Below are 25,890 nucleotides of genomic sequence, written 5' to 3'. Positions count from 1 at the left end.
CGCCGTGTCCCCCGCCAATCAGCCCTTGATGGCCGAGCCGACGATGGAGTCGACGAAGAAGCGCTGCAGGAAGACGAACAGGATGAGCGGCGGCAGCACGGCGAGCGTCGCGCCGGCCATCACCAGGCCGGTGTTGAGGGCGCCTCTGTTGTAGCTGAGCAGCCGGCTAAGGCTGATGACGATCGGATAATCCTCGGCGTTGCCCTGGAGCACGGTGAGCGGCCACAGATAGCTATTCCAGTGGTAGACGAAGGCGAACAGCGCCAGTGCCGCGATCGCCGGAGCGACGCTTGGCGCGACGATCTTGAACAGGATCAGCAGTTCCGACGCGCCGTCCATGCGCGCGGCGTCGATGAGATCGTCCGGCACGCCTAATATGAACTGACGCATCAGGAAGATGCCAAAGGCGTTGGCGAGATTGGGCACGATGATGCCGGCGAGGCTGGCATTCAGCCCGATCGAGCCGACCAGGCGATAGAGCGGGATCAGCGTCACGATCGGCGGCAGGAACATGGTGGCGATCAGCACGGAAAACAGCAGCGAGCGACCGGGAAAGCTGTATTTGGCGAAGGCGTAGCCGGCCATCATGCTGGTGAGAAGGATGCCGGCAGTGGTGATCGAGGCGATGACCAAGGAATTCCACATCGAGCGGCCGACATTGATGACGCCGGAGACTTTCTCGTAGGCCTCCAGGTTCGGGGCGCGCGGTATCCACACGGGCGGTACCTGCATCGTTTCGGCTGGCGTCTTCAGGCTGGAGAGCACCATCCACACCAGCGGGAAGGCCGACGCCACGGCGACCAGCAGCATCAGCGTGGCGAGCAGCGCCCGGCGTCCAGACTGGCGCCGGCGCGACAACCGGCGCGACGATCCTGAGAACCCTGCCGCGCTCATTCGTCGTCCTTCCGGTTGGCGAGGGCAAACAGCGCGCAGACGACGACCACCAGCGCCAGCATCAGCATCACCGCCATGGCCGAGCCCAGCCCGCCTTGCGCTCGCTCGATGCCGACGCGGCGGATGTGATAGGTGAGCACATTGGTCGAGCCGACCGGCCCGCCCTGAGTGATCAGCGCCACCGGCTCGAACACCTGCACCGCATTGATGATGCCAATGACGGCGCTGAAAAGCAGCGTGCGCCGCAACAGCGGCAGCGTGATGAAGCGGAACTGCTCGCGCCGGCTGGCACCGTCGAGCTTCGCCGCCTCGTAGAGGCTGCCGGGGATCTGCGTCAGCCCGGCGATCGCCAGGACGGTAAAGTAGCCGACCTGCTGCCAGACATTGAGGAAGACGATCGAGACCAGCGCCGAGCGCGGCGAGGACAGCCAGGGCTGCGGGCCGATCCCGACCAGGCCAAGCATCTGGTTGAGCGGCCCTTCGCTCGGCGAATAGAGTTTTGACCAGACCAGCGCCACGGCGATCATCGGCACCATATAGGTGGAGAAAAGCACCGTGCGCAGCGCCGTGCCGCCGGCAACGTCACGCTGATAGACCATCAGGCCGAAGGCGACCGACAGTGGCAGGATCAGGATGACGGACAGCGCGGTGTAGAGCGCCGTGTTGACGAGAGCCCCCTTGAAATCGCGTCCGACCGAGGTCGGGCCGAAGATCTCGCGAAAATTATCGAGGCCGACGAAGCTCGCATTGGCAAAGGGCGTCTGCGTTGACCAGTCCTGGAACGACAGCCAGACGGTGAGCAGCATCGGCAGCAGGATGAAAACGCCGATCAATGTCACGGCGGGCGCCAGCATGATGCCCGCCGAGGCACGATAGGTTCTGGTCATCTACTCCGTTCCAAAAAGCGCGGCGTTTGCAAAAAGCGCGGGCTGGCGAGCCCGCCACTACTTGGCGGCGCGCTCCAGGATCGAGACGGCGTCGGCCTGCGCATTCTTCTGCGCATCCTTGGCCGAGACCTGTCCGTACTGCAACGCTTCCAGCGTCTGCTGCAGCGATTCGCTGAACTCCTGGCCGCCCGGAACGACGGGGAAGGGCCTGGCGTCGGCGAGCACGCTGACATAGCCCGACAGGAATTCGGAGCCGAGCTTGTCCTTGTGCGCCTCAATGTCGGAGCTGCGCGAGGGCAAGATGCCCATCGACATCAGAATGTCGGACATGGCCGAGGCGCCGTTCTTGCCGGACTTCGGGCTGTTCAGCCAGGCCAGGAAATCCCAGGCCGCCTTCTGCTCGGCCGCGCCTGCGTTGGCGTTGACGACGGTCATCCAGGAATAGGATATCGAATGCGGCTTGTCGCCGCTCGGGCCGACCGGGATCGGCGCGGTGGCAATGTCTGCGAACTTGTCGCCCATGCCGGTCTTCAGCGCACTCTCCCACCAGTTGGCCATGATGATCATGCCGGTCTTGCCGGAAACGAAATTGTCGAGGAACGGTCCGGTGGTGTTGGCATCGGCGGTCGCCATTGCCGGATCGCTGGCGCCGGACTTGATGAGATCCTCATAGAGCTGGAAGGTCTCGCCGGCCTGCGGGCTGTCCAGCACCGGCTTGCCGTCCTTGACCAGCTCGCCGCCATTGGAGACCAGCAGCGAGGCGAAGGGATGGACGACGCCCGCCGCCCAGGAATTGATCATGCCGAAACCCTGTTGTCCAGCGTCCTTGTTGGTCAGTTTTTTGGCGGCGTCCTTGAACTCGTCCCAGGTTTTGGGTGCGGCCGCGATGCCTGCCTGCTTGAACAGCGCCTTGTTGTAGTTCAGCGCGTAGACGTCGATTTCGTTGGGAATGCCGTAGAGCGTGCCGCCGACCGAGGCAGCACTGACGACGCCCGCCGGCCATGCGCCCTTGACCTCGCCGGCAATCGCTTCGGGAGCCGGCGCGACCAGTTTGTCGCGCGCCAGTTCGGGCAGCCAGAGATCATAGATGCCGCCGATGGTCGGACCGTCCGAGCTGCCGCCCTGGGAGCGCAGCGTGGTCAGGAGATCGCTGAAGGGAACGGCCCGAACGGTGACGGCCACGTCCGGATTGGTCTTCGAAAAATCCTTGGCAGCCGCCTCCAGCAACGTGACCGTCTCCGGCGACCAATGGGTCAGATAGGAGATGGTGACCGATTGCGCCCAGCCGGTGGCGGGCATGACAGCCAGCGCCGCGGCCAATGCCAGTTTCGAAATCCAAGTCAAGGACATCCGGATCCTCCGCGCAGGGCAATAATGTCAATGACGTTATGACAAGTCGAAGCTTTCGCGCAAGCCCCATCTTCGCGAGGAGCCTCCGCCATGCTGGTGAAATTTCGTCCGGCATCGCGATCCTCAGATAAATCTGTTACTTTTCAATAGCATACCCTTGTAGCGGCGGCGCCCTTCCTGGTAGGCCCTGTCCAAGTGCCATTGAACACCTCTTGCGATTGGAGTCATGTCGTTATAATGACTCCAGAGATAAGCGAATGACTCTCTTTGCGGCCTGGAGCGCCGTGACACGCCAAGACAGATAAAAATGGGAGACTGGCAATGAGCATGCTTTCAATTCACCGGCGCACGATGCTGGGCCTGATCGGCGGCATTGCCGCCGCTTGCGCCGGCATCTTCACGGCCCTGCCGGCGAGGGCCGACGACACCGTGGCGCTGTGGAGCTGGCGCACCGAGGACGAGGTCGCGATGCGGCGCATCTTCGATGCGTTCGAGGCGAAGAATCCTGGCGTCAAGGTCGACATCCAGTTCACGCCGGATGCCGACTACCAGAACCGGCTGAGCACGGCGCTGCGCGGCGGCCGCGGGCCTGATATCGCGCAGCTCAAGGCCTATGGCGAATTGCAGCCCTTCATCGACGGCGGCTATCTCGACGCGCTCGATGACAGCGTGAGCGAACTGAGGGCCATGCCGGACGCTGCCCTTGGTGGTGCGCGCGGCCGCGCCGACGGCAAGGTCTATGGCGTGCCCTATTCGGTGCCGATGATGGGCGTGTTCTACAATCAGGAGATTTTTGCCGCGCAGGGCATAGATATCCCGAAGACCTACAAGGAGTTCGTCGCCGCCTGCGAGAAGCTGAAGGCGGCAGGGATCACGCCGATCGCCGCCGGCGGCGCCAACGGCTCCGCCTGGGAGCTGGAAATCGGCGTCGGCGTCGTTGGCCCGACCATCTATGGTCCTAGCTTCTACGACGAGATGATGAGCGGCAAGGCGACCTTCGAGGATCCACGCTATGTGGCGGCGCTGAAGCGCTTCGCCGAGTTGAAGCCGTACTATTCCGACGGCTTCGCCGGCGTCGACTACACCACCGCGACGCAGCAGTTCATCTCCGGCAAGGCGGCGATGTTCTTCGGCGGCTCGTTCGAGAACGGCAGCTTCAAGGCGCAGAACCCAAAGCTGAAATTCTCGATCTTCCCGTTCCCCGCCGATGATGCCGCGACCAAGCTCTACACCTCGGCTTTCTCCGATGGTTCCTATGGCCTCGTCTCCGAAAGCGCCAACAAGGAAGCGGCGATCAAGGTGCTGAACTTCATGGCTTCGGCCGAATTCGCGCAATTGTTTGCCGACGAACTCGGCTGGCCGCCAGCGCGTACCGATGTCACGGTGAAGGACCCGGTGCTGGCTCAGATGATGGAGATGGCGAAGAATTCGACGCCCTATCTGACGCTGGTCGGCTTCCGCTGGCAGACACCGACGGCCTCCTCGGTGCTGCAGTCGGAGATCATCGACATGGTCGAGGGCAATATCACGCCGGAGAAACTGGCGGCCGACATGCAGGCCGCCGTCGCCACCTGGTTCAAGCCCAAGCAGTGAAGACCAAGCCCAAGCGGTAAAGAACGGGGCCACACCGAGCAGCGCATGATCAACCCTCGCCGCATGACCAGCCTCCAGCGCACCCAGCAGCGCATGGCCGTGCTGTTCATCCTGCCGGCGCTGGCAGTCTATGCGCTGTTCGTCCTCTATCCCTTGCTGATGTCGCTGTGGGGCAGCTTCTTCACCTGGAGGGGGCTGCGCATGCAGGAGTTCGCCGGCCTGTCGAACTTTGCGCGCCTGTTCGTCTTTCCGAGCGGCGAACGTCTTTATGGGGCGCTCTGGCACAACGTCGCCTGGTTTTTCGGCATCATGCTGTTCCAGAACGGCCTCGGCCTGCTGTTCGCCTGGCTGTTGTTCTTGCGCGACAGGGGCGCGGCCTTTTTCCAGTCGGTCTTCTTCTTCCCGGCGGTGCTGAGCCCCGTCATCGTCGGCGCGCTGTGGCGCCTGCTGCTCGCGCCCGGCGGCATCGCCGAATGGGCGCTGAACGGGCTTGGCTTGCATCAAGGCAGCCTGACCGTGCTCGGCAACAGCCATACCGCGCTGGCGATGCTGATCGCCGTCGACGCCTGGAACTGGATGGGCCTGCCGGTGCTGATCTACACGGCCGGTCTGAGACAAATCTCCGGCCAGATCTTCGAGGCGGCAAGGCTCGACGGCGCCAGCAATACGCGCATGCTGGTCTCGGTCGCGCTGCCACTGCTGATGCCGGCTGTGGGCACGTTGACGACGCTGTCGTTCATCAACACCTTCAACCAGTTCGACATCGTCTATGTGATGCAGGGCGTGCAGGGCAATCCGAGCTATTCGACCGACACGCTGGTGACCTATTTCTACCGGCTCGCCTTCGGCGCCGAGGGCGCGGTCGGCATCACCGATATTGGTCTGGCGCTGGCGCTCGGTACGATGCTGTTCCTGATACTCAGCATCGGCACGCTGATGATGCTGCGCTTCTTCGACCGGCGCACGGTGCAACTATGAGCGCGCCCTCCATCACGCCAAAAGCCATCACGCCAAGAGCCATGATGCCAAGCCTGGCGCGGTTGCCCGGCTGGACGGTGCTGGTTTTGTGGACAGCGGCCGTGCTTTTGCCGCTCTACATCCTCGTCGTCTCCTGCTTCAAGACCACGGCCGAGATCTACGACAACAGGCTTGGCCTGCCGCAAAGCTTTGTCTTCGACAATTTCGTCAAGGCATGGACGCGCGCCGATCTCGGCCAGAATTTCATCAACAGTCTGATCGTCACCGGCGGCGCGGTGATCCTGACCATCGTCGTCTCGGCCATGGCCGCCTATCCGCTCAGCCGCTATCGGCTCGGCTGGAACGGCATCATGCTCGGCCTGTTCCTGTCCGGCATCATGCTGCCCATCCGGCTTGCCTCGGTCGAACTGTTCACCCTGATGCGCAATCTCGGCCTGCTCGATTCTTTGACCGGCCTGATCCTCGTCTATTCGGCGATCCGTATCCCGTTCGCCGTCTTCATCTTCGCCAATTTCATGCGGGTGCTGCCCTCCGAGCTCGACGAGGCGGCGCGCATGGACGGCGCCGGCGAGGCGCGCATCCTGTTCCAGATCATCCTGCCGATGGTGAAGCCGGCGGTGTCGATCGTCGCCATCTTCACGGCGATCGCGGTGTGGAACGACTTCTTCTTCCCGCTGATCTTCATCTTCGACGACCGCTACAAGACCGTGCCGCTGGCGATCAGCGTGTTCGTCGGCCAGTTCCGCACCGACTGGGGCCTGGTCTTCGCTTCGCTGGCGATCTCCATGGCGCCCATCCTGATCATGTATTGTCTGCTCGCTCGCCAGATTCGCGAAGGCGTCGGCGCCGGGGGAGGCATGAAATGATCGAGGACAAGGTCTACGCTGCACGTTCGATCCTGGTCGTGGGGGCACATGCCTTCGACGCCGAGGTGATTGCCGGGCCGCTGGCGGCGGCCGCCGTGCGCGGCGGCGCCGCTGTCGCCTTCCTGCATCTCACCATGGGCGAACAGGGCCATCCCTGCCTCATCCCCGAACACTATAGCGTGCAGAAGGAGGCAGAGGCCGTAAAGGCCGCCGCGCGGCTCGGCGTCGGCATGCGAACCTTCAAATTGCATGATGCCTTCCTGCCCGCCGACGACGAAACGGCATTCCGGGTCTGCGACATCATCCGCGAGCTGAAGCCCGAGATCGTCATCACGCACTGGCATGGCAGCTGGCACAAGGACCATCGCGCCGCCGCCCAGCTGACGCAAACCGGCATCTTCTTCGCGGCGCTGCCGACGATTGCGCGCAAGCATCCCGCCCACACGCCGCAACTACTGCTGTTTGGCGAGAACTGGGAAGATGATGACGGTTTTCGCCCAGAGCACCTCATCGATGTCAGCGACGGCTTCGACATCTGGAGCGAGGCGGTCAGGGAATATGAGCTGGCGCGCGGTCTGAGCAGCTTTCCCTATGTCGACTATTACAGCGCGCTCTACCGGCTGCGTGGCTGCCTGCGCGGCACGCGCCATGCGCAGGGCTTCGCGGCGGCGTCGCATTCGTGGAATGCCGGCAGCGGGCTGTTCGCGCCGCCGGCCGATCGGGGGCGCGGCCGATGACGCGCGTTCTGGCCATCGATCTCGGCGGCACCAATCTGCGCGCCGCGTTGCATTCCGGCAATGTGCGGGCGCTGGAAACGCTGAGTCGCGAAGCCGCGCCCGACAGTCTCGACGCCTTTGTCGCGCGCATCCGCGCACTATGCGCCGAGGCCGCCCCGGTCGAGGCGCTCGGGCTCGCCGTGCCCGGGCTGGCCGACGGTTCGGTCTGCCGCTGGATCCCGAACCTGCCCTGGCTCGACGGCGTCGACATCGCGGCCTTGTTTCCGGAGCTGCGCGTTGCGGTCGGCAACGATGCGCAGATCGCCATGCTGGCGGAAGCCGCCGACGGCGCGGCGAAAGGCATGTCGGACGCAATCCTGCTGGCGATCGGCACCGGCATCGGTTCGGCGGTGCTGGCCAATGGCCGCATCGTCGCCGGCGCGCATGGCGGCGCTTGCTCATTCGGCTGGGCTTGCGCCGATATCAAGGATCCGGGCGACGAGCGCAGCGGCTGGCTGGAGCGCGTCGCCTCGGGCCGAGCGCTCGATGTTCTGGCCCGCGAGATCGAGCTCTCCGACGGCGGCCAGTTGATCGAGGCCGCCCGGGCCGGCGAATTGGCAGCGCTTACGGTGCTCGAGCTGCCGTCGCGACGGCTTGGCATCGCCCTTGCCGGTGCTGTCGCCCTGCTCGATCCGCAGATGATCCTGATTTCCGGTGGTCTCGCGGACGCCGTGGACGTGATCGGGCCGCCGCTGCTTGCGGCGCTGCGGCGCCAGTTGCCGTCGCATATGCGCGACATCGTCCTGCGGCCCGGCGCGTTCGGCTCCCGCGCCGGCCTCGTCGGAGCGGCGCTGGCCGGGCTCGCGGGACCGCAGTGGAGGCAGATACGATGAGGGAGCCAAGCTTTCAGCAGCCCGACCGCAGACGGCCCGAGCCGCTCTGGTACCAGGTGGAAGAGGCGATCCGTGCCATCGTCAAGAGCGGCGAATGGGCGACGGGCGACCAGATACCGGCGGAAGACCGGCTATGCGCCCTGTTCGGCGTCAGCCGCATCACGCTGCGCCATGCCTTGCGCAACCTCGAGGAGCACGGATTGCTTCGGCGCGAGCACGGCCGCGGCACCTTCGTGCGCTCGACCACGCTTGTCGCAGGCACTCGCGAACTCACCAGCTTCACCCAGGAAATGAGCAATATGGGCGTGATCGCCGGCTCACGCCTGCTCGATTGCAGCCTGACCACCGCCAATGCCGCCGCGGCCGGCGCGCTGGAGATCGAGGAGGGCGATCCGGTAGTGCGCATCCGGCGGCTCAGGCTCGGCAACAGCGAGCCGATCGGCATCCAGACGGCGCAGCTTTCGGCGGTGCGCGTGCCGGGCTTCCTCGATGCCGGCCTGCTGCAGGGCTCGCTCTACGAAGCGCTGGAGCGCCACTACGGTATCGTGCCGGTCGCGGCGCGCGAGAACTACCGCGTCGGCGCCGTCGGGGCGGCGGACGCCGAGTTGCTCGACCTTGCGGCCGGCAGCCCCGCTTTCGTGGTCGAGCGCATCACCACCGACGAGCGTGGTCCGTTCGAATTCACCGTCTCCATCATGCGAGGCGACCGCTACGAGATCCGCTCGACGCTGCGCGCCGGCCGTGTCCCGTCAACCACAAGAAGCTGATCCCCAAGACCAGCGAACCTCAATCCCAAGCCGACACACAAACAGGAGTACCCAAGTGTCCGATCTCTATATTCCCCGCCTTGCCGCTCTCATCGAACAGGCATCGAAGGCCAATGCCGAAGCCTTTGGCGAGGCAGCGAGCCGCTTTGCCGACACGCTGCAAGGCGGCGGGCTGGTCCATCTGTATGGCTCGGGCCATTCGGTGCTGCCGGTGCAGGAGGTGTTCCCGCGCTATGGCAGCTATGTCGGCTTCAACCCGCTGACCGACCCGCGCGTGATGTGGCACAACGTGCTCGGTGCCGGCGGCGTGCGCGAGCTTCTATGGCTGGAGCGGACCGAGAAATACGCCGAGAAGTTCCTCGACCACCAACCGCTCAACAAGGGCGATTCGATCGTCATCTTCGGCCATAGCGGCCGCAACTCGTCCGGCATCGACACAGCGCTCTATGCCAGGAAGCGCGGCATCTTCGTCGTCGCGGTGACCAGCAAGAACAATCTGGACAAGCCGGCCACGCACTCCTCCGGCAAGCGGCTTGCCGACGCGGCCGATCTCGTCATCGACACCTGCTCGCCGATCGAGGATGCGATCGTGCCGGTCGAAGGCTGGAGCCGGCCGGTTTCCGGATCGTCGACCGTGCTTGCCATGATCCTGGCGCATGAGCTGATCGCCCGCACCGCCGAGGCGTTGTCGAAGCGTGGCATCGAACTGCCGGTGTTCGCCTCGCCGACGATCGCAGGCGTCACGCTGCACGACACCGATGTCATCTACGGCGTCTATCGCGAACGGATGCTGGAGGCGCAGAAGAAGCATCTTCCAGCTTTCCAGGCGACCATGCGCGGCGAGTGAGAAACGGCCTATGGGCGGGTTTCAGCGCAAACCCGCCCCACCGCTGCCAAGCAACCAAGACGCCGTCAGGGTCGCTATTCAGTCGGTAGCCGGCGTTGATGCACCGCGCAGCCAGCAATTAGCCGGACAGCGCCTTCATCCGCCCGCTCTTCGCGCCGCCCCCATTCCCTCGATCACGAGCTTCACGCCGAGAGCGCCAACGACGGCGCCGGCGGCGCGGTCGATCCAGTGCTTGGCCCGCAGGTAGATAGAGCGCGGTCTGCTGGACGAAAAGGCGAAAGCGACGATCGCATACCAGACGAACTCGTTGCAGAAGAGCAGCGGCGGCAGGATGAGGAGCATCCATAGCGGCGGGGAGGCCGGCAGCATGGCCGCGAACATCGATGCATAGAAGATGGCGGTCTTCGGGTTTGCGAGCTGCACCAGAAGCGCCCGCACAACCGCCTTCCGGAACGATCCCGGTCGCGCCGAGGCATCGCTGGCGATCTCGATCGGTTCGGTGGCGCCGCGCCAGATCCTGATACCGATCCACAGAAGATAGAGGCCGCCGGCGATGCGCAGCCCGATGTCGAGCCATGCGACCTGGACGAGAAGCGCGGTCAAGCCGGCGACGGCGATGGATGCGAAGATGAGGCCGCCGATACCCATTCCGATTGCGGCTGCGAGTCCGTCCGTGCGCTCGCCTGAAATCGCGATGCGGGAGACGACAACGAAGCTTGGCCCCGGGCTCATCGCGCCAAGCAGGAAAACACCCAGGATGGAAAAGATGGTCACAATCTCAGACAAGGCTTCTCTCCTGATTCGAGGCATTTCGTAAGGATCGCCGGTTCTTGCATAAGGTACTCGGATTGGTCATTGCCGATGTACCTCGATAGCGACGAAATATGACCGCTCATTCCGGCAGGACAAGGTCGCCGTTTAAACGATGTAACAATTGTTGTCCGCTCGCGCGGCGGTTGCATCGTATAAGGCTGGCCTGAGGACCATCGCATACCATACCGCGCATGACGGAACCGACACGAACGACAGTACGGCAAAGACTTTTTGCTTTCATGATCGCTGGCCTGGGTGGGCTGGCCGCATCGGCAATCTCGTTTTCGATGACGCTCTACGAGGCTGCCCATCCGCCAAAAGTGCCGGTCGTGCAGGCAGGCCAGCAGATCGATACCGGTCGCTGGTTCGTGACATTGCGAAGCGCACGTGTCGGAACCGTGCCGCCGACCGGCGTTCCTCCATCGCAACCCGTGCAGCTTGTGATGGTGGACATGGATGTGGTGAACCGCTCCGCCACTCCCAACAACGTGCTCTACCGCGTCGTTGCGATCAGCGCGCCGGCGCAAAAGCTGGAGATGCCGACGGCCTATCTCGACCGCGACAAATATCTGGCGGGATATTTCAATCCCAACATGCCCGAACGCCTGACGATGGCATGGGAGTGGCCGGCCGATGTGCCCGTGCCTGACAAGGTGACGGTAACCGTCACCGGCCAGATCTACAAGCTGCGCGATAATCTCTATGGCGCAAGCGGCTGGTACGACCGTGATCCCGTGGCGAGGGTCGATCTACCGGTGGAGAAGGTGCCATGATGCGCGTGGCGCGTTCGGTGCTGGCGCTGCTGTTTGCCGTCGCCGTGCTCTACGGCATGCAGCACACGCGTCCGCTCTATAGCGACATCACGTCGCCGATAGTCGCCTCGGGCGGCATGAACAGGCGTGTCGAGGCGAGCGCATTCGCGCTTTCGCTGGACAGGGTCAGGGTGGCGCGTGTTCTCAACGTCGAAACCTTCGGCAAGTCAAAGACCTACACCAGTTCCGGCGTCTGGCTTGTGGTCGAGGGCGAGGCCGAGGCGAAATTCGAGACCCTGGGCCTGACATCGGGCGAGTGGTTGAGCGGCAGCGGCGTGCGCTACGTGCTGACCGACCGGGTGCCGGCGACGATCGAGATGATGCCGGGCGATGTCTACCAGCCCGGCCTGCCACGCCACGTCCTGCTGATGTTCGAAGTGCCGGAGGATGCCGTCGCCGGCGGGACCGTCGTGGTTGCACGCACAAAATTGCTGCCGCTCGACGATGAGATCCGCATCGCCACGAACGTTTCCGGCAGGGACATCGAGCCCGAGCTGACCATCCGCCGCAACCACAAAGGACCGTCATGGACAGTTCTCCCGCAAAGGTGACGTCAGCGCGGCGAGGCTACTGGCCGAGCATGGCGGCGCTGGTGGTTGCCCTGCCTGCCGCGCTGGCTGCGCAGACGTGGGGGAGCATCAGGGACTGGCGTGCCCAACATGTGCGCCAGCCGGTATCCGCGACCTTGGGGCAACCGATCGACTATGCAGGCGCAAGCTGGACCGTGACCCGCTTCACCCGACTGACAGGCATCGAGCGAAGCACCGTCGTGCTCGCCGAATTCGAGGCTCGCGCGGCTGACCCGAAGGCGCTCGGCGCCATTCCTTGCGAGGTGCGGCTTGCCGACGGAAGCCGCGAATGGAAGCCAACCCTGTTTGCCGATCCGGTGCTCAGGCAGCAATATCCGGAGGCCGAGCAACGGTCGCTGTGCGGCGGCATCGCGTTCGCGGCGATGGAGCCCGGCCAACCGGCGCGGATGGTTGCCAGCTTTTCGATCCCAGCCGCGGCGAGCAGCCTCACCCTGTCGATCGCGCTCTATTCGGCACTGCCGAATTATCTCAGCGTCAGCGAGCCGCAGCCCTGAGGCCACTGGCTTCTCCCGCTCCAGCCACTGCAGTCTCGAGCACCGCTGCAAGCAGCGCGACCCGGACCGCGTCGAGCACTATCCCTCCATCGAGCTCGCTTGGGCTGCCGATGAACAGGCTGATTGTGTCGGCGAAGACCTGCCAGGTGCCGAGATCATGCGCTCCGATGAGCCTTGTCAGGCCAAACCATATCCAGGCGCCGGCCCACGAGATGGCCTGATAGGCAATGACGAAGGTGACAAGCGTGGCAAGGCCGGCACTGAGCGTCAGCTTGAGGCAGGTCCAGACCGGTGCGTAGCGGCTGCGATAGCCGCCGACGAAGTGGGCCGCGAAATCCTTCAGCCACTTCCGCCACGAGGTTGCGTGCGATGGCGCGGCAGCAGGGGCGGCCGGCGCGGAAAGTTCATAGCCGTTGATGATCGCCGCCATCACCAGCCAGACAATCGGCAGCAATGCGAAAAAGAACAGGTTCTGAAGCTGCTCTCCAAAAGGCAGCGGCCGGAATTCCACGGGAACGAACTCGGCGGCCGCGACTGCCGAAGTTACCGGCGCGAGCAAATCGAGGCTGAGTTGCTGCAGCGCTGCGCCGGCGCCAAGCCAGCGGATGAGCTCGTCTTTCCAGACACCGAGCGCGTAGAGACCGATGAAGATCCAGGTTGCGTCGGTCGCCACGATCAGCAGCCGCCAGTAGGGATGAGCGGCGCGCGCATTCAATCGCTTGGCGGCAAAACGGACCAGCCAGCATATGACGATCGACAGCACCACGCCGCTGGACTGAAGAATGGCAAAGATGTCCACGCTCTTGCCGAGATCGGCCTGGGCCAGCGCCATGCGCGAATACTCGCGGACCGTATCACCGAGAAAACCCCAGGCGGCATAGTAGGCGAAGAACGGCAGGATCGCGGCCGCGGTTATGGCAAGGGCCGGCTCGCGCTTCGTCTCGCTGGCTCCCTTGGCTGCTTTTTGTCGCAGCGCCGCCAGCGCCGGCATGTGCGGCCGCAGGATCACGAACATCATGACCAGCACCGCAAGCCTGGCGAGAACCACCAGGGACAAGACGACCATTCCGCCCAGCGGGAATTGGAGGCCGATCGCCACGGCGCCCTGAAGCAGCAGGTCGTGAGCGATCATGCCGATGCAGCCGATCAGCAAAAGCTGCGGCCAGCATTGGGCGAGCAACTGCACGGTCAGCGCCAGCGGCCGGAGGATGTCGTCAATCGTCGTGGTCATTGCGCTGGGCGGCCTTGCTTCAATCTGGATTTCAGGCGTCGTCTTTCGGAGGACTGTTGGCCGCCATCCCTGCAAATGCTGGAAGCAAGTTCAAACCCCTTATGCCTGATTTGATTGCCGGTAACGCAAGTTTACCGCACCTGGCCTTTCGGATTTTGCCGGCCTTTTGCGAGGGGCCGAGGGCCGCCTCAGGCAGCAAGGGCAGCGCTTGTCCATTTCAAATGACTGCACAGGCCGGTTCCGCCCCACACCAATTCCGGAGCCCATATTGCGGGAAGGCTCTGTGAAACGTTTCACTGAAGGATTTCGTATAGGATGATTGGACGGTTGCCATCAGGTCTTTTTGTGAGCGCGCCGCAGCATGGGGCATCTGCGGCGAAGCATGACTGACTGACGAGCGGGAAATTTTTCGCCGGCTGAAGCGTTACATATTTTGGGGCAATATGGGTGGGGTTTACATGGCATTCAAACGCAGTACGACGGATCATTTGTCCGATGATCCCATAATCCGCGGCGATATAGCGAACAGGGTTTCAACGGCGGTCGAGAGCAATGGCGTTCCGCAATTTGACAGGATGGGAACAGATCATCCCGAGGTGCATGAGGAGCCTGTCACACCTGACCGGTTCCCGGCTTCGTCTGTCAGATTGACCGCCTTGGTCGGTGTCCTTCTCGTCCTCGCGCTCGTGGCGCTTGGTCTCTTCGTGCTCTACTGAATGAGGGCCAGGGCAGAGCATCGCCGACGCAGCAGTCTATGGGTGTCCATCCTGCCGGCATCAGCCGGTCTCAGGATGACGCCTTGGACCTCGAACTTGATCCTGAGCCGGACCGGAAGGCCGAAAGGCGGTTGCTGGATCTGGTCAAGGCCATGCAGGCGGCGGCAAAGGTGGCCGAGAAAGGGGGTGTCCTATGAACGCCGCTGCGCCTGTCGCCTCGGATCGTGGCCTGATTACCGAGGCTGATATCGATCGCGGCTATGATGCATGCGCGATAGCCCGCGTTTGCGAACTGGCGATGGAGACAATTCCCGATCTGGGCAAAGACGCTCTTGTCTACGAAGCAGTTGGCGCCATCGTGAGGTTGTTGCGGATGGCGGGAGAGATGACCGGGGAATCGCTTAATGTCCTGGAGCTGGCAAAAACGAGACAGGCCGACACCAAAGCCTAATCAATTGCCCTTCGGACACTTGAAACCCGCTGCCTCACGGTGGCGGGCTCTTTTTACCGGCACTATTCGCCGTTGTTGCGGACAAAATGTCGTTGACGTAACGTTAGCCAGGCGCAATCATTTTCGGATTGTGCTGGGTGAGGGCGTTTCAATGAAACTCGTTGTCTTTGGCGTAGTAATGGTATTGGCCGCCACCGGAGCAGCTGTTGCGAAAGAGAAGAAAAAGGTGGCCACCGCTCAGGCTAGAACCTCGTGTTCTGCAGCTCATATGAAGGCTGGCAGCAAGCCGATCCCGAAACCGGATTGTAAATCGACACGCACCGTTGTTGCGCGACCATCAAATGGGGGCGCAAACTTCCTGGATCATTATAGTCCGCCTAATCCGCCTAATCCGCGCTTAGGGTATGAAACCAGTCCGTGGTTTTTTAACTGGCTATAATTGATGGCGGCTTCCGGGACCTTTTTCGGCCAGACTAATGCCGACACCGAGCGGGAGCAGCCGGACACCTACTGAAGAAAAAGCTGTAAATTTACAGGATTGGCCCGCTGCCTCACGGTGGCGGGCTTTTCATTTGGCGGATGTGGTAAGGTCGATTGTCGGCGAGTAGCAGAGGTCTAGCAACAATGACTTTGAGACGAACCAGAGCTTACGGCGCATCCGGCTTAGTTCTAGCGGTTTGCATTGTATTTGCTTGGCAGAACGCCGCTGCCGCTCAAAATTGCGACGCAGCAGCGACGCCTGGCGTCAATTGGCAGGACTGTAACAAAAAGCTTCTCATCCTAGCAGGACAGGACCTGAGCGGGGCGAACCTGTTGGGTGTTGATTTCACTTCGACCGACCTCAGGAACAGCAATCTCCTTGCGGCAAATTTTGAGAAGGCAACGCTTGTGCGTGCTTCCCTGGCCGACTCGACCGCCAAAGACGCCCGGTTCGACAGAATCGAGGCCTACAGGACCGACTTCAGCCGTATGGACGCGCAGGGCGCTGTGTTTGCGAGCGCGGAAATGCAGCGCTCGAATTTCCAGGGCGCCAATCTGACCAATGTTGATTTCACAAAGGCAGAATTGGGGCGTGCGCAGTTCCATGACGCCGATATCAGCGGCAGCCGTTTCTCGTTTGCCAATCTCGCACGGGCGGACTTCCGAGGAGCGACGTTCACCGCGCCGATAGACTTTGACCGCGCTTTTTTCTTTCTGACCCGTATCGAAGGCCTCGATCTTTCCAATTCGGCGGGTCTGTCCCAGTGGCAGCTCAACATGGCTTGCGGAGACGCCCGGACCGAGTTGCCTTCGGGCTTGACGAGGCCTGAAGATTGGCCCTGTCAATTCCAGCAGGAATAGTTGTCGGCAAGCGAACTGCGGCAACGCCGTAACGGTAAAAGTTCCGGAACCATTTCAGCACAAGCTAATTGGATAGCGGTCGCAGCTCTGATGCAGCAATTGCGGTGTGGTGGCAATTGAGAGGTTTGTCAGTGCAGCCATGATCGGGGACAGCGCCCTCTGTGCGGCGACCCCATCAACGGAGATCGCCATGCATGCCTCAGAAGACACTCGCCGATACCCTGGCCGCCCGCGAGACGGTCTATGTGAGCTGCGCGACATTCAGATGCCAACGGGTTTTGAACCTTTTGAGTGTTCACCAAAGGGGTTGGCCGAATTTTCCTAACAGCCGATCGGGTTATTGGTACGGCTAACCCCCGTTGGCGATATCGCCTTGCCCCGCCCATTAGCGGATATGATCACAGAAATAGGAAGTTTGCCATGCCGGGGGAGATTCGTTTGCATGCAAATGTTTCTTCAGACCGAGTTTTGTGAAGCTTTTCACCGTCCTCGCGCAATTGATTGGATACACACCTGGCGCAATTCCAGAGCCCCTGCGATTTCGCCGGGAGGCACTCAACCACCAAACTCCATGGGAGCTAACGTGTCGATTTTCAAAAGCCTTGGCCGGATTGGCCACGCTCTTAAGCGAGCCCGTCTCAGGAAAACTACAATTCAGACGCTGGATAGCTTGCCGCCTGAAATTCAGAAGGACATCGGCTGGGCAAAGTCGATCCCTGGCGCCGACCAGATACGGCTGCCGTTCTAGCCACGGCTCTCGGCAGGCACAGGTCTTCTGTGGTGCAGGGCGGTCGGCTGCTCCGGCTCGCCGTCCGACTGGTGGAACCATGCTGCCGACGGGTTTTGGAACCTATTGCGTCACACCGCATTGAGTCGCGCTTTGGGAGGTGGCGGCTTATGCAGGATCAGCGTTTCGACGAACCCGTTCAAATTGCACTCGGCAAATCCGGCAGCACGACTTTCAGAGTCGAGCGTGTAGCTCAGGCCGCGGATATCCTTCTCAACCGCTGGCCTGCGGTCACGGGAACGCGGCACATGGCGGCGCGAAAGGCTTGCCTGGCTGCACTGGAGGGCGTGAAGGAGGCGCGATTTGCCCGAGCGGCCTTCATCAACGCTGCGATAGAGGCAGACATTCTCGTTGAGCGGGATCCGCGTAGTTAAAGGTATCGCTCGCCATCGGCGCGGTGCGCGAAACAGAACCAATGCGGCGTCTGCTTTGGCTTAGCAAATCCCCAGCCGGCATGCCTGCCGCACTCGGCGCGCTCACAGACATGGTGCTGAACACCCGGCGCGGTGACATGTTCGGGAAGCCGAATCCTGGTCTCGTCGCTCATAGCAGTTTGATCGGCTCGATAAGCCCGGCATGGTCATTGGGCTGTTTGTCGATAGCGGCCGCATTGACCTCGCGGCCCACGCGGTAAAACTGCAGACTCCCATCGATGTCGTGGCTGAGAATGTCTTTGAGGTCGCCAACGGGCGTCTTAGGATCAAGCCAGGCGTCGTAGTAAGCGGGATCGAGGATAAGTGGTTGGCGGTCGTGGATCTGGTTCACCGGGGCCGCAGATGGTTCGGTGATGATGGTGCAACTGGTGATATCGAGGTTCGAATTGTATGCCCAAAGGCCCGCGAACGAGAATGGAGCGTGGCTTGGCTGGAAGATAAGCCAAGGGTCTTTCTTCCCGTCTGCCGGCGAAATCGTCCACTCGTAGTAGCCATCGGCTGGGATCAGGCAGCGTTTTGACTTGAACGCATCCCGGAATGCCGGTGTCGTGTCGACGCCCTCAATGCGGGCATTGAACATCTGTCCCTTGGGCTTCTCCTTCGCCCAGAATGGAACGAGCCACCAGCGGCCGGATCGGAGCCGATGATTGCTATCCTCGGCGGCCGTGACGAAAGGTACCTCGTCCGTTGGCGCGATATTGTAGCGGGGCGCGTCGTTGCGTCCGGTTTCAGCCGGCGCCGTCAGCCGATAGAGCCGGTGAATCTCCGACCATGGCAGATATCTCGTAAAGCGCCCGCACATGCCACCACTTTAGTTGCGAAGGATTTCCGGCACGCTGAGCGGCCCGAGTTCCAGAATTCGTTCGTAGGCGCCTTGGCGGCGCCATGTACCGCGAGCGCGTCCATTTTCTCGATCTAGCTTGGGATCGAACATCATGCCACCGAAGTGGTCAAGGAAGGTCTTCGCGGCTCCAGCGTCGGCGAAGCAATGCAGTCGCCACTGCTCCTGCTTGCCATCCTCCCAAACCGCCAGCACCGACCTCGCCCTGCATGACATTCGATGCTCCTCCAGAAAGCACTTGATCAGCGTGAAGTTGCGATCGACGCATAGATCGTCCGGCAAGGCTACCTGGTGAGGCATTTCCCCATCAACGAACGTTGGCGTTGGAATGCTACGGCTGCGCCTTACCATGCCTGGTCAAGAAAGCTGTCGGCCTGAAGGCGCATAGCAGCCAGTGTCAGGGCAATCGCCGTGTTGGCTGGTGGCTTCGCCATATGCAGCCGACCATCGGCGCAACGCCAAGCGGCCACGCTCATGTCGTCGTCTTCGTCGCGCTCGGGCTCGATGATGCGTGCATCGCAGGGCTCTTGGTCGACCTCGATTTTCCAGCTCTCAAGGGATTTCCGGGTAATTTCGGATACCTCAGACAAATTGCTGGTGAGATAAGGCAGGCCCAATTCGGCGGCCGCTTTCGGCGTCCCGGGTTCATTTACCCAACCCATGACGTAGCAGATGTCGATGTCGAGCTGGCGGTCAGGACCGGTAGCTGTTTCGAGGCGCTCGATGACCTTGGGATACAGTCGCTTTCGCTCTGGCCAGGTTTCCAGGTTAGCCGTCTTCACCTTCGGCTCCGCCGGCCCAATGCCCAAAGCCCTACGTCGAATGACCTCTTCTTGCGGCCATCCAGCACAACAGGCTTCGCAAGCAGCACGCTCGGCCTTGGCCCAGACATTGGCCGCTATTTTCTCGTCGTCACTCGGTTCTGCGTCGTCGGGAAATCCTTTGATGTCCCATCCCTCCATCGCGAACATGCCGTTCGCGGCCTCCTCGTATGAAATGCCGGCGCGTTCAAATACCGCCTCGGCAGCAGCTATTCCGCGAGCGATTTCTTCCGATCAATGACTAAGCGAAGTGGCATTTTCGCCTCCCTGTGGCTGTTCTGCCAACAGTGAACAAAAAGAGAACATAAGAGTCAAGAGCCTCTTGACCGACGCGGAATATGTTTCTCATTTCAGGGGCATGCCGGAAACCTATGCGCCCAAGCGAAGAGACTACCCGCTGTCAAATCTGAATGACGGCAGGCGGTTGGTGCGTGTGCGCTGCAGCTATTACAAGCGGGCGCACTGCTATTTCCCCGACGACCTGATCCAGATCTTTGGCGACGTGGACGTTGACTCTCTAGCCTGCCGAATGAAATGCGAAAACGGAAAGGACCATGGCCGGCTTGATGTGGAGGCGTTTTCTCCGACAGGGCGCGAAGCGGTCGGCCTTCGCATCCGCCGATTGGTTGCTATAAAGATCAATCGCGTCCCGGTATGGAGCGACGGCTAGTCTCGATGCGCTCTGATCTTACCGGACGTACCTTTTGAACCTTGAAATTTCACTTTGCTGAACTGGGGTGGGTGACATCCCGCGCCAAAAGGTCGATCGCCCGCAAGAAGCTTCGAGAGCCGAAAATGCGTCCGGGGGTGCCCCGGCGGTGCCCCGGAAGACTTTGAAAGGGGTGGCCAGAACCGGCCATCCTCTAATCATTTGAAATTATTGTAGAAAACTTGGTGGAGCCAATCGGAATCGAACCGACGACCTCTTGAATGCCATTCAAGCGCTCTCCCAACTGAGCTATGGCCCCACTCCCGGCAGTCAACCGGCGCCGTTGCCGGCGAAGAGATCCGGCGCGGGTTCTAAACCGCGCCGTTAGTGCAGGCGGCTTCTAACCCCGCCTTCCCCGAATATCAAGCCGTCAAGAGCCGCTTTTTCTCGACTGCGCAGGGAAAGCCGGCGAATGCAACTCGCACCCGCCCGGCCCGTATCAAACTTCGTCGTCGTCGTCGCCAACGCCGATCATGTCGGCGACATCGTCGTCCTCTTCCTCTTCGTCGGCGAGGAAAGTGTCTTCCTCGTCGTCGCCGAGGTCGACATCGTCCTCGTCATCGCCAAGATCGGGAAGATCGTCGGCCTTAACGTCCTCGTCCGCCTCCTCGAGCGAGACGACCTCGACGCCCTCTTCCTCCTCGGCGTCGACTTCCTTCTCGGCGACTTCCTCTTCCTCCTCGATGGCGGCGGCCTTGCCTTCCTCGAAATAGGAACGCGGATAAGTCTTGCCGGTATAGGGCGAGACGATCGGGTCCTTGTTCAGGTCATAGAATTTTCGACCCGTTTCCGGATCTATGCGTTTGGTGCCAAGTTCAGGTTTTGCCACAGCAAGCCTCGTCGATAAAAGGTTGGTCCCCTTAGCGGCAGTTTAAGGCGCTGTCAAAGCCTAAAGCCGGCGTCGCAAAACCCCGCATCGGACGGTCTCGCGCAAGGGGATGACCATTTCGACGCGCCATGGTACGAGACCGCCGCAACGAACGAAAAAAGCCGGTCCGCCGGTATTTCATCCAGGGAATACAATGTCGCATTCCGCCGCCGCCAAGCCGGCCACCGCCCGCAAATCGCCCGCCCTTTCCGGCACTGCCCGCGTGCCCGGCGACAAGTCGATCTCGCATCGCTCGTTCATGTTCGGCGGACTGGCCTCCGGCGAGACGCGCATCACCGGCCTGCTGGAGGGCGAGGATGTGATGCGCACCGGTGCTGCCATGAAGGCGATGGGCGCGCATATCGAGAAGCGCGGCAATGAGTGGGTGATCCGCGGCACCGGCAATGGCGCGCTGTTGCAGCCGGAAGGCCCGCTCGATTTCGGCAATGCCGGCACCGGCTCGCGCCTGACCATGGGCCTGGTCGGCACCTATGACATGGAAACAACCTTCATCGGCGACGCGTCCTTGTCCGGCCGGCCTATGGGCCGCGTGCTCGAACCCTTGCGCCAGATGGGGGTGCAGGTGCTGAAGGCGACGCCCGGTGACCGCATGCCGATCACGCTGCGCGGGCCCAAGCATGCCGCGCCGATCACCTACCGGGTGCCGATGGCCTCGGCGCAGGTAAAGTCGGCGGTGCTGCTTGCGGGTCTCAACACGCCCGGCGTCACCACCGTGATCGAACCGGTGATGACGCGCGACCATACCGAAAAGATGCTGAAGGGGTTCGGCGCTAATCTTTCGGTCGAGACCGACGAGCGCGGCGTGCGCCACATCTTCATCGAGGGCCAGGGCAAGCTCACGGGACAGACCATCGCGGTACCAGGCGACCCTTCCTCGGCCGGTTTCCCGCTGGTTGCCGCACTGATCGTGCCAGGCTCGGACATTGTCATCGAAAACGTGCTGATGAACCCGACCCGCACCGGGCTTCTGCTGACCTTACAGGAAATGGGCGGCAAGATCGACATCTTGAACCCGCGCAATGCCGGCGGCGAGGATGTCGCCGATCTGCGCGTGCGCTACTCCGAACTCAAGGGCGTCACTGTGCCGGCAGAGCGGGCACCATCGATGATCGACGAGTATCCGGTGCTGGCAGTGGCGGCGAGCTTCGCCGAGGGCGAGACGCTGATGCAGGGCCTGGAGGAACTGCGGGTCAAGGAATCCGACCGGCTGTCGGCGGTCGCCAACGGGCTGAAACTCAACGGCGTCGACTGCACCGAGGGCGAGGCGACGCTTGCCGTGCGTGGCAAGCCCGGTGGCAAGGGCCTCGGCGGACACCCGAATGGCCAGGACACGACCGTGCAGACCCATCTCGACCACCGCATCGCCATGAGCTTTCTGGTCATGGGTCTCGCCACCGAAAAGCCTGTGACCATCGACGATCAGGCAATGATCGCGACCAGCTTCCCGGAATTCATGGGGTTGATGAAGGGCTTGGGCGCGGAGATTTCTTAAACCTAGGATTGTCGTCAAATTTGGCTATCAACTCAATTGTTCTTTAAGGCCGGCCCGTCAAGGTCGAGCGAACAGTGGGGAGAGCCATGAACATCCTAGCCTCGATTTTGATTGCCATCGTAGCGGGTGTCGTTTTGATCATTGCAAAGGCCATATCCGTGGCCAAGATGATCAATGAGCGGAATTATTCATTCGTGCGCTTCGGTTTGATCGCGGCATTTTGGGCCGCACTTACCATTCCAAGTTTGGGCTCTTCCTGTGGACCGATAGGTTGCACATACGGTTTGCATTTCGGGTGGGTGCTTGAACTGATCAAAGTCGCAATGCCCTCAAATGCGATATTTTTCGTAGTGGGCGGCTACGCGATTCTCAGCGTGTTTTTTTTCAGCCATGCGCTGGGATGGATATTCTATCTGCTTAGGGCATTTGCGCGGCCCGTTTCGCGTTAATGATGGCGTTGTAACACGGGTGGCTTGAGCAAGTTGTTCCTGGTCAACGGAAAGCTTCGCGTAGCGAAGGGCGTGGGAGACGGCAAGGTCGCGTATTGGCGAGGGCCGCAAACTCCAGCGTCGATCTTGACTTCTGAGCAACTCGAAGAAATCCAGCGGCTCAACGGCACACGTCTGTTGCTGCCGTTTGTGTTTTTGGCCCTTGGTGCTGTTCTTGTTTTCCTGTTCGTAAAGGGCCAGATACCGCCTGAGATGCCGATACTCTTTGGCTTGATGGCCAGCATTTTATGCGTGTACGCGATTGTTAACGCGACACGGAAAATAGCGAAGATTTTGGACCGAGCTCCACGTCAGCTTGAATTACCGGCTCACGTCCCCGCTTCGGTGAGATTTACATCGCTATGGCAAAATCATAGCAGTTTCCACCTGATCATCGGGACCTGGTTTACCGGATTCGTCTTCGCTTCGAGCGTTTTCGGCTTGATCGCGAAACTCCTGGACCTCGAAAGCTACGACCCGACCGGTAGGCTGCATCCGATCGCGCTTCTATTTTTCGCCATTATTTCGTACGTCGTTTTTGCTACTTTTTTGAAAGAACGCCGCCGCAGAAAAAATGTTGCTCACCCTGAGCAGCATTAAGTTCCAAGCTTGACGTTGGCGATACCCGAGGTTCGTATGAAGCCCTTCACCATCGCCATCGACGGTCCCGCCGGTGCCGGCAAAGGCACCCTGGCCCGGCGGCTCGCCGACCATTACCGGCTGAACCTGCTCGACACTGGCCTCACCTATCGCGCGGTGGCGCATACGCTGATCCAGCACGCGCTGCCGCTCGACAATGTCTCGGCGGCTGAAACCGCGGCGCGACAGGTGGACCTCAACAAGCTGGACCGCGCTATATTGTCGGCACATGCGGTCGGCGAAGCTGCCTCGAAAGTTGCCGTGTTCCCAACCGTGCGGCGCATCCTGGTCGAAAAGCAGCGTGACTTCGCCAAGGCGCCACCCGGCGCCGTGCTCGATGGCCGCGACATCGGCACCGTGGTCTGCCCCGACGCCGACATCAAACTCTATGTGACGGCGAGCGCCGAGGTGCGGGCACAGCGGCGGCTGGCCGAGATCGAGAGCATCGGCGGCACCGCCAATTTCATCGAGATCCTCGCCGATATCATGCGCCGCGACGAGCGCGACATGGGTCGAGCGGACTCGCCGCTGAAGCCGGCCGCCGACGCGCACTTGCTTGATACGTCTGAAATGGCTATAGAGGCCGCGTTTCTGGCAGCAAGAGCGATCATCGACGACGTTCTCGCCAAAAGAAACAACGCCTGAGCCGGGTTTTCCCGCTGTTGCCGATTGCCGGCAGCGCAAAAGATACCCATATCGGGCACGAACCAGCCTGCCAGCATTCTTCATGCGCCGGAATTGCCGCTTAGGCGGCCAAGGGCTTTTTGGAAAGCCCGGAACGCCGGCAGGCCAACGCAACGCTAACCCACGGCGCCCGCCCCGCTTGAGATGCGAGGCATTCCAGGAGAAAATATGTCAGCTGCAAATCCCACTCGCGATGATTTCGCGAGCCTGCTCGAAGAATCTTTTACCGCCGGCCATTCCGGCGAAGGCCAGGTCGTCAAGGGCACGATCACCGCGATCGAAAAGGACATGGCCATCATCGATGTCGGCCTCAAGGTCGAAGGCCGCGTGCCGCTGAAGGAATTCGGCGTCAAGGGCAAGGACTCCACCCTGAAGGTCGGCGACACGGTCGAAGTCTATGTCGAGCGCATCGAAAACGCGCTTGGCGAAGCGATGCTTTCGCGTGAGAAGGCCCGCCGCGAAGAGAGCTGGGTCCGTCTCGAAGAGAAGTTTACCAAGGGTGAGCGCGTCGAAGGCGTCATCTTCAACCAGGTCAAGGGCGGCTTCACCGTCGACCTCGACGGCGCCGTGGCCTTCTTGCCGCGCAGCCAGGTCGATATCCGTCCGATCCGCGACGTCTCGCCGCTGATGCACAACCCGCAGCCCTTCGAGATCCTCAAGATGGATCGCCGCCGCGGCAACATCGTGGTGTCGCGCCGCACCGTGCTCGAGGAGAGCCGCGCCGAACAGCGTTCGGAAATCGTGCAGAACCTCGAAGAAGGCCAGGTGGTCGAAGGCGTCGTCAAGAACATCACCGATTACGGTGCGTTCGTCGACCTCGGCGGCATCGACGGCCTGCTGCATGTCACCGACATGGCATGGCGCCGCGTCAACCATCCGACCGAAATCCTCAACATCGGCCAGACGGTCAAGGTGCAGATCATCCGCATCAACCAGGAAACGCACCGCATCTCGCTCGGCATGAAGCAGCTCGAGAGCGATCCGTGGTCGGAGATCGGCACCAAGTTCCCGATCGGCAAGAAGATCAAGGGCACCGTCACCAACATCACTGACTACGGCGCGTTCGTCGAGCTGGAGCCGGGGATCGAGGGCCTCATCCACGTTTCGGAAATGTCGTGGACGAAGAAGAACGTGCATCCCGGCAAGATCCTGTCGACGACCCAGGAAGTCGACGTGGTGGTGCTCGAAGTCGATCCGGCCAAGCGCCGTATCTCGCTCGGCCTCAAGCAGACGCTCGAGAATCCGTGGCAGGCTTTCGCCAGCAGCCATCCGGTCGGCAGCCAGGTCGAGGGCGAGGTCAAGAACAAGACCGAGTTCGGCCTGTTCATCGGCCTCGAAGGCGACGTGGACGGCATGGTGCACCTCTCCGACCTCGACTGGACCCGTCCGGGCGAGCAGGTCATCGAAGAGTACAATCGCGGCGACATGGTCAAGGCGCAGGTGCTCGACGTCGACATCGACAAGGAGCGCATCTCGCTCGGCATCAAGCAGCTGGCCAAGGATACGGTCGGCGAAGCGGCGACCTCAGGCGAACTGCGCAAGAACGCAGTCGTCACCTGCGAAGTCATCGGCGTCAAGGATGGCGGCCTGGAAGTGCGGCTGGTCGACAGCGGCATCGAGACCTTCATCAAGCGCTCCGATCTCAGCCGTGACCGCGACGAGCAGCGCCCCGAGCGCTTCACCGTCGGCCAGAAGGTCGACGCCCGCGTCATCGCCTTCGACAAGAAGACCCGCAAGCTGCAGGTCTCGATCAAGGCGCTGGAAATCGCCGAAGAGAAGGAAGCGGTCGCCCAATACGGCTCGACCGACTCCGGCGCTTCGCTGGGCGACATCCTGGGTGCCGCGCTGAAGAAGCAGGGCAGCTAAG

At 61.8% G+C, this 25,890-nt stretch carries 30 protein-coding genes and 1 tRNA gene; 21 read left to right on the top strand and 10 right to left on the bottom strand.

All coding sequences use genetic code 11. The features are described 5' to 3' along the window. Positions 1-18: 18 nt before the first annotated feature. The 3 genes from OHD62_RS03780 to OHD62_RS03770 are packed head-to-tail and all read right to left on the bottom strand — an operon-like array spanning position 19 to position 3,131. Positions 19-894 (bottom strand): carbohydrate ABC transporter permease, encoded by an 876-nt coding sequence (locus OHD62_RS03780; protein WP_263781050.1) that lies wholly within the window; start codon positions 892-894, stop codon positions 19-21. After that, positions 891-1,781: a carbohydrate ABC transporter permease gene (locus tag OHD62_RS03775; protein ID WP_263781049.1), complete on the bottom strand. Its 891-nt coding sequence runs from the start codon at positions 1,779-1,781 to the stop codon at positions 891-893. The genes OHD62_RS03780 and OHD62_RS03775 overlap by 4 nt, the downstream gene beginning before the upstream one ends. A gap of 57 nt (positions 1,782-1,838) precedes the next feature. Continuing rightward, the gene (locus OHD62_RS03770; protein ID WP_263781048.1) at positions 1,839-3,131 is read right to left on the bottom strand and encodes an ABC transporter substrate-binding protein; all 1,293 of its coding nucleotides are present in this window, start codon (positions 3,129-3,131) and stop codon (positions 1,839-1,841) included. Between the two features lie 321 nt (positions 3,132-3,452). Here OHD62_RS03770 and OHD62_RS03765 point away from each other — a divergent pair, with 321 nt between their 5' ends. From OHD62_RS03765 to OHD62_RS03735, 7 genes are read left to right on the top strand one after another with little or no spacing between them, the layout of a single operon-like run. Further along, positions 3,453-4,724, top strand: coding sequence for an extracellular solute-binding protein (locus OHD62_RS03765; protein WP_263781047.1), 1,272 nt, complete (start codon positions 3,453-3,455; stop codon positions 4,722-4,724). Between the two features lie 45 nt (positions 4,725-4,769). Then, on the top strand, positions 4,770-5,702 hold the full coding sequence (locus tag OHD62_RS03760) for a carbohydrate ABC transporter permease (RefSeq protein WP_263781046.1): 933 nt from the start codon (positions 4,770-4,772) through the stop codon (positions 5,700-5,702). After that, the gene (locus tag OHD62_RS03755) at positions 5,699-6,568 is read left to right on the top strand and encodes a carbohydrate ABC transporter permease (RefSeq protein WP_263781045.1); all 870 of its coding nucleotides are present in this window, start codon (positions 5,699-5,701) and stop codon (positions 6,566-6,568) included. Before OHD62_RS03760 ends, OHD62_RS03755 begins: the two co-directional genes overlap by 4 nt. Next, positions 6,565-7,305 (top strand): PIG-L deacetylase family protein, encoded by a 741-nt coding sequence (locus OHD62_RS03750; protein WP_263781044.1) that lies wholly within the window; start codon positions 6,565-6,567, stop codon positions 7,303-7,305. The genes OHD62_RS03755 and OHD62_RS03750 overlap by 4 nt, the downstream gene beginning before the upstream one ends. Then, positions 7,302-8,177 (top strand): ROK family protein, encoded by an 876-nt coding sequence (locus OHD62_RS03745; RefSeq protein WP_263781041.1) that lies wholly within the window; start codon positions 7,302-7,304, stop codon positions 8,175-8,177. The genes OHD62_RS03750 and OHD62_RS03745 overlap by 4 nt, the downstream gene beginning before the upstream one ends. Continuing rightward, entirely contained in the window at positions 8,174-8,944 is a 771-nt protein-coding gene (locus OHD62_RS03740) for a GntR family transcriptional regulator (RefSeq protein WP_263781040.1), read from the top strand. The genes OHD62_RS03745 and OHD62_RS03740 overlap by 4 nt, the downstream gene beginning before the upstream one ends. A gap of 55 nt (positions 8,945-8,999) precedes the next feature. Beyond that, on the top strand, positions 9,000-9,791 hold the full coding sequence (locus OHD62_RS03735) for a sugar isomerase domain-containing protein (RefSeq protein WP_263781038.1): 792 nt from the start codon (positions 9,000-9,002) through the stop codon (positions 9,789-9,791). Positions 9,792-9,926: 135 nt separating this feature from the next. Here the strand turns inward: OHD62_RS03735 and OHD62_RS03730 are convergent, their stop codons facing one another. Continuing rightward, complete coding sequence (locus tag OHD62_RS03730) at positions 9,927-10,577, bottom strand: LysE family translocator (protein ID WP_412177341.1); 651 nt, start codon at positions 10,575-10,577, stop codon at positions 9,927-9,929. Between the two features lie 266 nt (positions 10,578-10,843). Here OHD62_RS03730 and OHD62_RS03725 point away from each other — a divergent pair, with 266 nt between their 5' ends. From OHD62_RS03725 to OHD62_RS03715, 3 genes are read left to right on the top strand one after another with little or no spacing between them, the layout of a single operon-like run. After that, positions 10,844-11,377 carry a hypothetical protein gene (locus tag OHD62_RS03725; RefSeq protein ID WP_263781036.1) on the top strand — a complete coding sequence of 178 codons (534 nt, stop codon included), beginning with the start codon at positions 10,844-10,846 and terminating at the stop codon, positions 11,375-11,377. Continuing rightward, complete coding sequence (locus OHD62_RS03720; RefSeq protein ID WP_263781035.1) at positions 11,374-11,967, top strand: hypothetical protein; 594 nt, start codon at positions 11,374-11,376, stop codon at positions 11,965-11,967. The genes OHD62_RS03725 and OHD62_RS03720 overlap by 4 nt, the downstream gene beginning before the upstream one ends. Beyond that, positions 11,943-12,500: a hypothetical protein gene (locus OHD62_RS03715; protein ID WP_263781033.1), complete on the top strand. Its 558-nt coding sequence runs from the start codon at positions 11,943-11,945 to the stop codon at positions 12,498-12,500. Before OHD62_RS03720 ends, OHD62_RS03715 begins: the two co-directional genes overlap by 25 nt. Here OHD62_RS03715 and OHD62_RS03710 read toward each other — a convergent pair. Continuing rightward, on the bottom strand, positions 12,481-13,731 hold the full coding sequence (locus OHD62_RS03710; protein WP_263781030.1) for a hypothetical protein: 1,251 nt from the start codon (positions 13,729-13,731) through the stop codon (positions 12,481-12,483). The two genes, OHD62_RS03715 and OHD62_RS03710, sit on opposite strands and share 20 nt — an antisense overlap. A gap of 909 nt (positions 13,732-14,640) precedes the next feature. On the opposite strand from OHD62_RS03710, the gene OHD62_RS03705 reads away from it, so the two are divergent. The 5 genes from OHD62_RS03705 (at position 14,641) to OHD62_RS03685 (ending at position 17,400) form a co-directional block, all read left to right on the top strand. Continuing rightward, positions 14,641-14,898 carry a hypothetical protein gene (locus OHD62_RS03705; RefSeq protein WP_263781029.1) on the top strand — a complete coding sequence of 86 codons (258 nt, stop codon included), beginning with the start codon at positions 14,641-14,643 and terminating at the stop codon, positions 14,896-14,898. 151 nt (positions 14,899-15,049) lie between these two features. Then, complete coding sequence (locus OHD62_RS03700) at positions 15,050-15,337, top strand: hypothetical protein (protein WP_263781027.1); 288 nt, start codon at positions 15,050-15,052, stop codon at positions 15,335-15,337. Positions 15,338-15,522: 185 nt separating this feature from the next. Then, positions 15,523-16,239: a pentapeptide repeat-containing protein gene (locus OHD62_RS03695; protein WP_263781026.1), complete on the top strand. Its 717-nt coding sequence runs from the start codon at positions 15,523-15,525 to the stop codon at positions 16,237-16,239. Between the two features lie 442 nt (positions 16,240-16,681). Next, positions 16,682-16,987 carry a hypothetical protein gene (locus OHD62_RS03690; protein WP_263781025.1) on the top strand — a complete coding sequence of 102 codons (306 nt, stop codon included), beginning with the start codon at positions 16,682-16,684 and terminating at the stop codon, positions 16,985-16,987. Positions 16,988-17,136: 149 nt separating this feature from the next. Beyond that, positions 17,137-17,400 carry a DUF982 domain-containing protein gene (locus OHD62_RS03685; RefSeq protein ID WP_263781022.1) on the top strand — a complete coding sequence of 88 codons (264 nt, stop codon included), beginning with the start codon at positions 17,137-17,139 and terminating at the stop codon, positions 17,398-17,400. Positions 17,401-17,569: 169 nt separating this feature from the next. Here the strand turns inward: OHD62_RS03685 and OHD62_RS03680 are convergent, their stop codons facing one another. The 3 genes from OHD62_RS03680 to OHD62_RS03670 all read right to left on the bottom strand — a co-directional run bounded on the left by OHD62_RS03680 (position 17,570) and on the right by OHD62_RS03670 (position 19,272). Continuing rightward, a complete protein-coding gene (locus OHD62_RS03680) occupies positions 17,570-18,262 on the bottom strand; it encodes an SOS response-associated peptidase (RefSeq protein ID WP_263781021.1) in 693 nt (230 codons plus the stop codon). 9 nt (positions 18,263-18,271) lie between these two features. Beyond that, entirely contained in the window at positions 18,272-18,583 is a 312-nt protein-coding gene (locus tag OHD62_RS03675; RefSeq protein ID WP_263781020.1) for a hypothetical protein, read from the bottom strand. Between the two features lie 62 nt (positions 18,584-18,645). Next, positions 18,646-19,272, bottom strand: coding sequence for a hypothetical protein (locus tag OHD62_RS03670; RefSeq protein WP_263781018.1), 627 nt, complete (start codon positions 19,270-19,272; stop codon positions 18,646-18,648). 172 nt (positions 19,273-19,444) lie between these two features. Between OHD62_RS03670 and OHD62_RS03665 the strand changes: the two genes are divergently transcribed. Then, on the top strand, positions 19,445-19,792 hold the full coding sequence (locus OHD62_RS03665) for a hypothetical protein (protein ID WP_263781017.1): 348 nt from the start codon (positions 19,445-19,447) through the stop codon (positions 19,790-19,792). Positions 19,793-20,014: 222 nt separating this feature from the next. Here OHD62_RS03665 and OHD62_RS03660 read toward each other — a convergent pair. Further along, a tRNA-Ala gene (locus tag OHD62_RS03660) sits at positions 20,015-20,090 on the bottom strand. Between the two features lie 180 nt (positions 20,091-20,270). Then, the gene (locus tag OHD62_RS03655; RefSeq protein ID WP_263781016.1) at positions 20,271-20,660 is read right to left on the bottom strand and encodes a TIGR02300 family protein; all 390 of its coding nucleotides are present in this window, start codon (positions 20,658-20,660) and stop codon (positions 20,271-20,273) included. A gap of 193 nt (positions 20,661-20,853) precedes the next feature. Here OHD62_RS03655 and aroA point away from each other — a divergent pair, with 193 nt between their 5' ends. From aroA to rpsA, 5 genes are all read left to right on the top strand, one after another. Beyond that, entirely contained in the window at positions 20,854-22,212 is a 1,359-nt protein-coding gene (gene aroA, locus OHD62_RS03650; protein ID WP_263781014.1) for a 3-phosphoshikimate 1-carboxyvinyltransferase, read from the top strand. A gap of 86 nt (positions 22,213-22,298) precedes the next feature. Further along, complete coding sequence (locus OHD62_RS03645) at positions 22,299-22,661, top strand: hypothetical protein (RefSeq protein WP_263781013.1); 363 nt, start codon at positions 22,299-22,301, stop codon at positions 22,659-22,661. A gap of 24 nt (positions 22,662-22,685) precedes the next feature. Continuing rightward, positions 22,686-23,300 carry a hypothetical protein gene (locus tag OHD62_RS03640; protein ID WP_263781012.1) on the top strand — a complete coding sequence of 205 codons (615 nt, stop codon included), beginning with the start codon at positions 22,686-22,688 and terminating at the stop codon, positions 23,298-23,300. 36 nt (positions 23,301-23,336) lie between these two features. Further along, positions 23,337-23,984: a (d)CMP kinase gene (gene cmk, locus OHD62_RS03635; RefSeq protein ID WP_263781010.1), complete on the top strand. Its 648-nt coding sequence runs from the start codon at positions 23,337-23,339 to the stop codon at positions 23,982-23,984. 207 nt (positions 23,985-24,191) lie between these two features. After that, positions 24,192-25,889, top strand: a complete 1,698-nt coding sequence (gene rpsA, locus OHD62_RS03630) for a 30S ribosomal protein S1 (protein WP_263781009.1) — start codon at positions 24,192-24,194, stop codon at positions 25,887-25,889. The last annotated feature ends 1 nt before the right edge of the window (position 25,890 follow it).

The sequence above is a fragment of the Mesorhizobium sp. YC-39 genome, assembly GCF_025753795.1.
Classification (GTDB): Bacteria; Pseudomonadota; Alphaproteobacteria; order Rhizobiales; family Rhizobiaceae; genus Mesorhizobium.
Note: the sequence above shows the minus strand (reverse complement) of the source record. Positions and strands in the feature narration are given on the sequence as shown.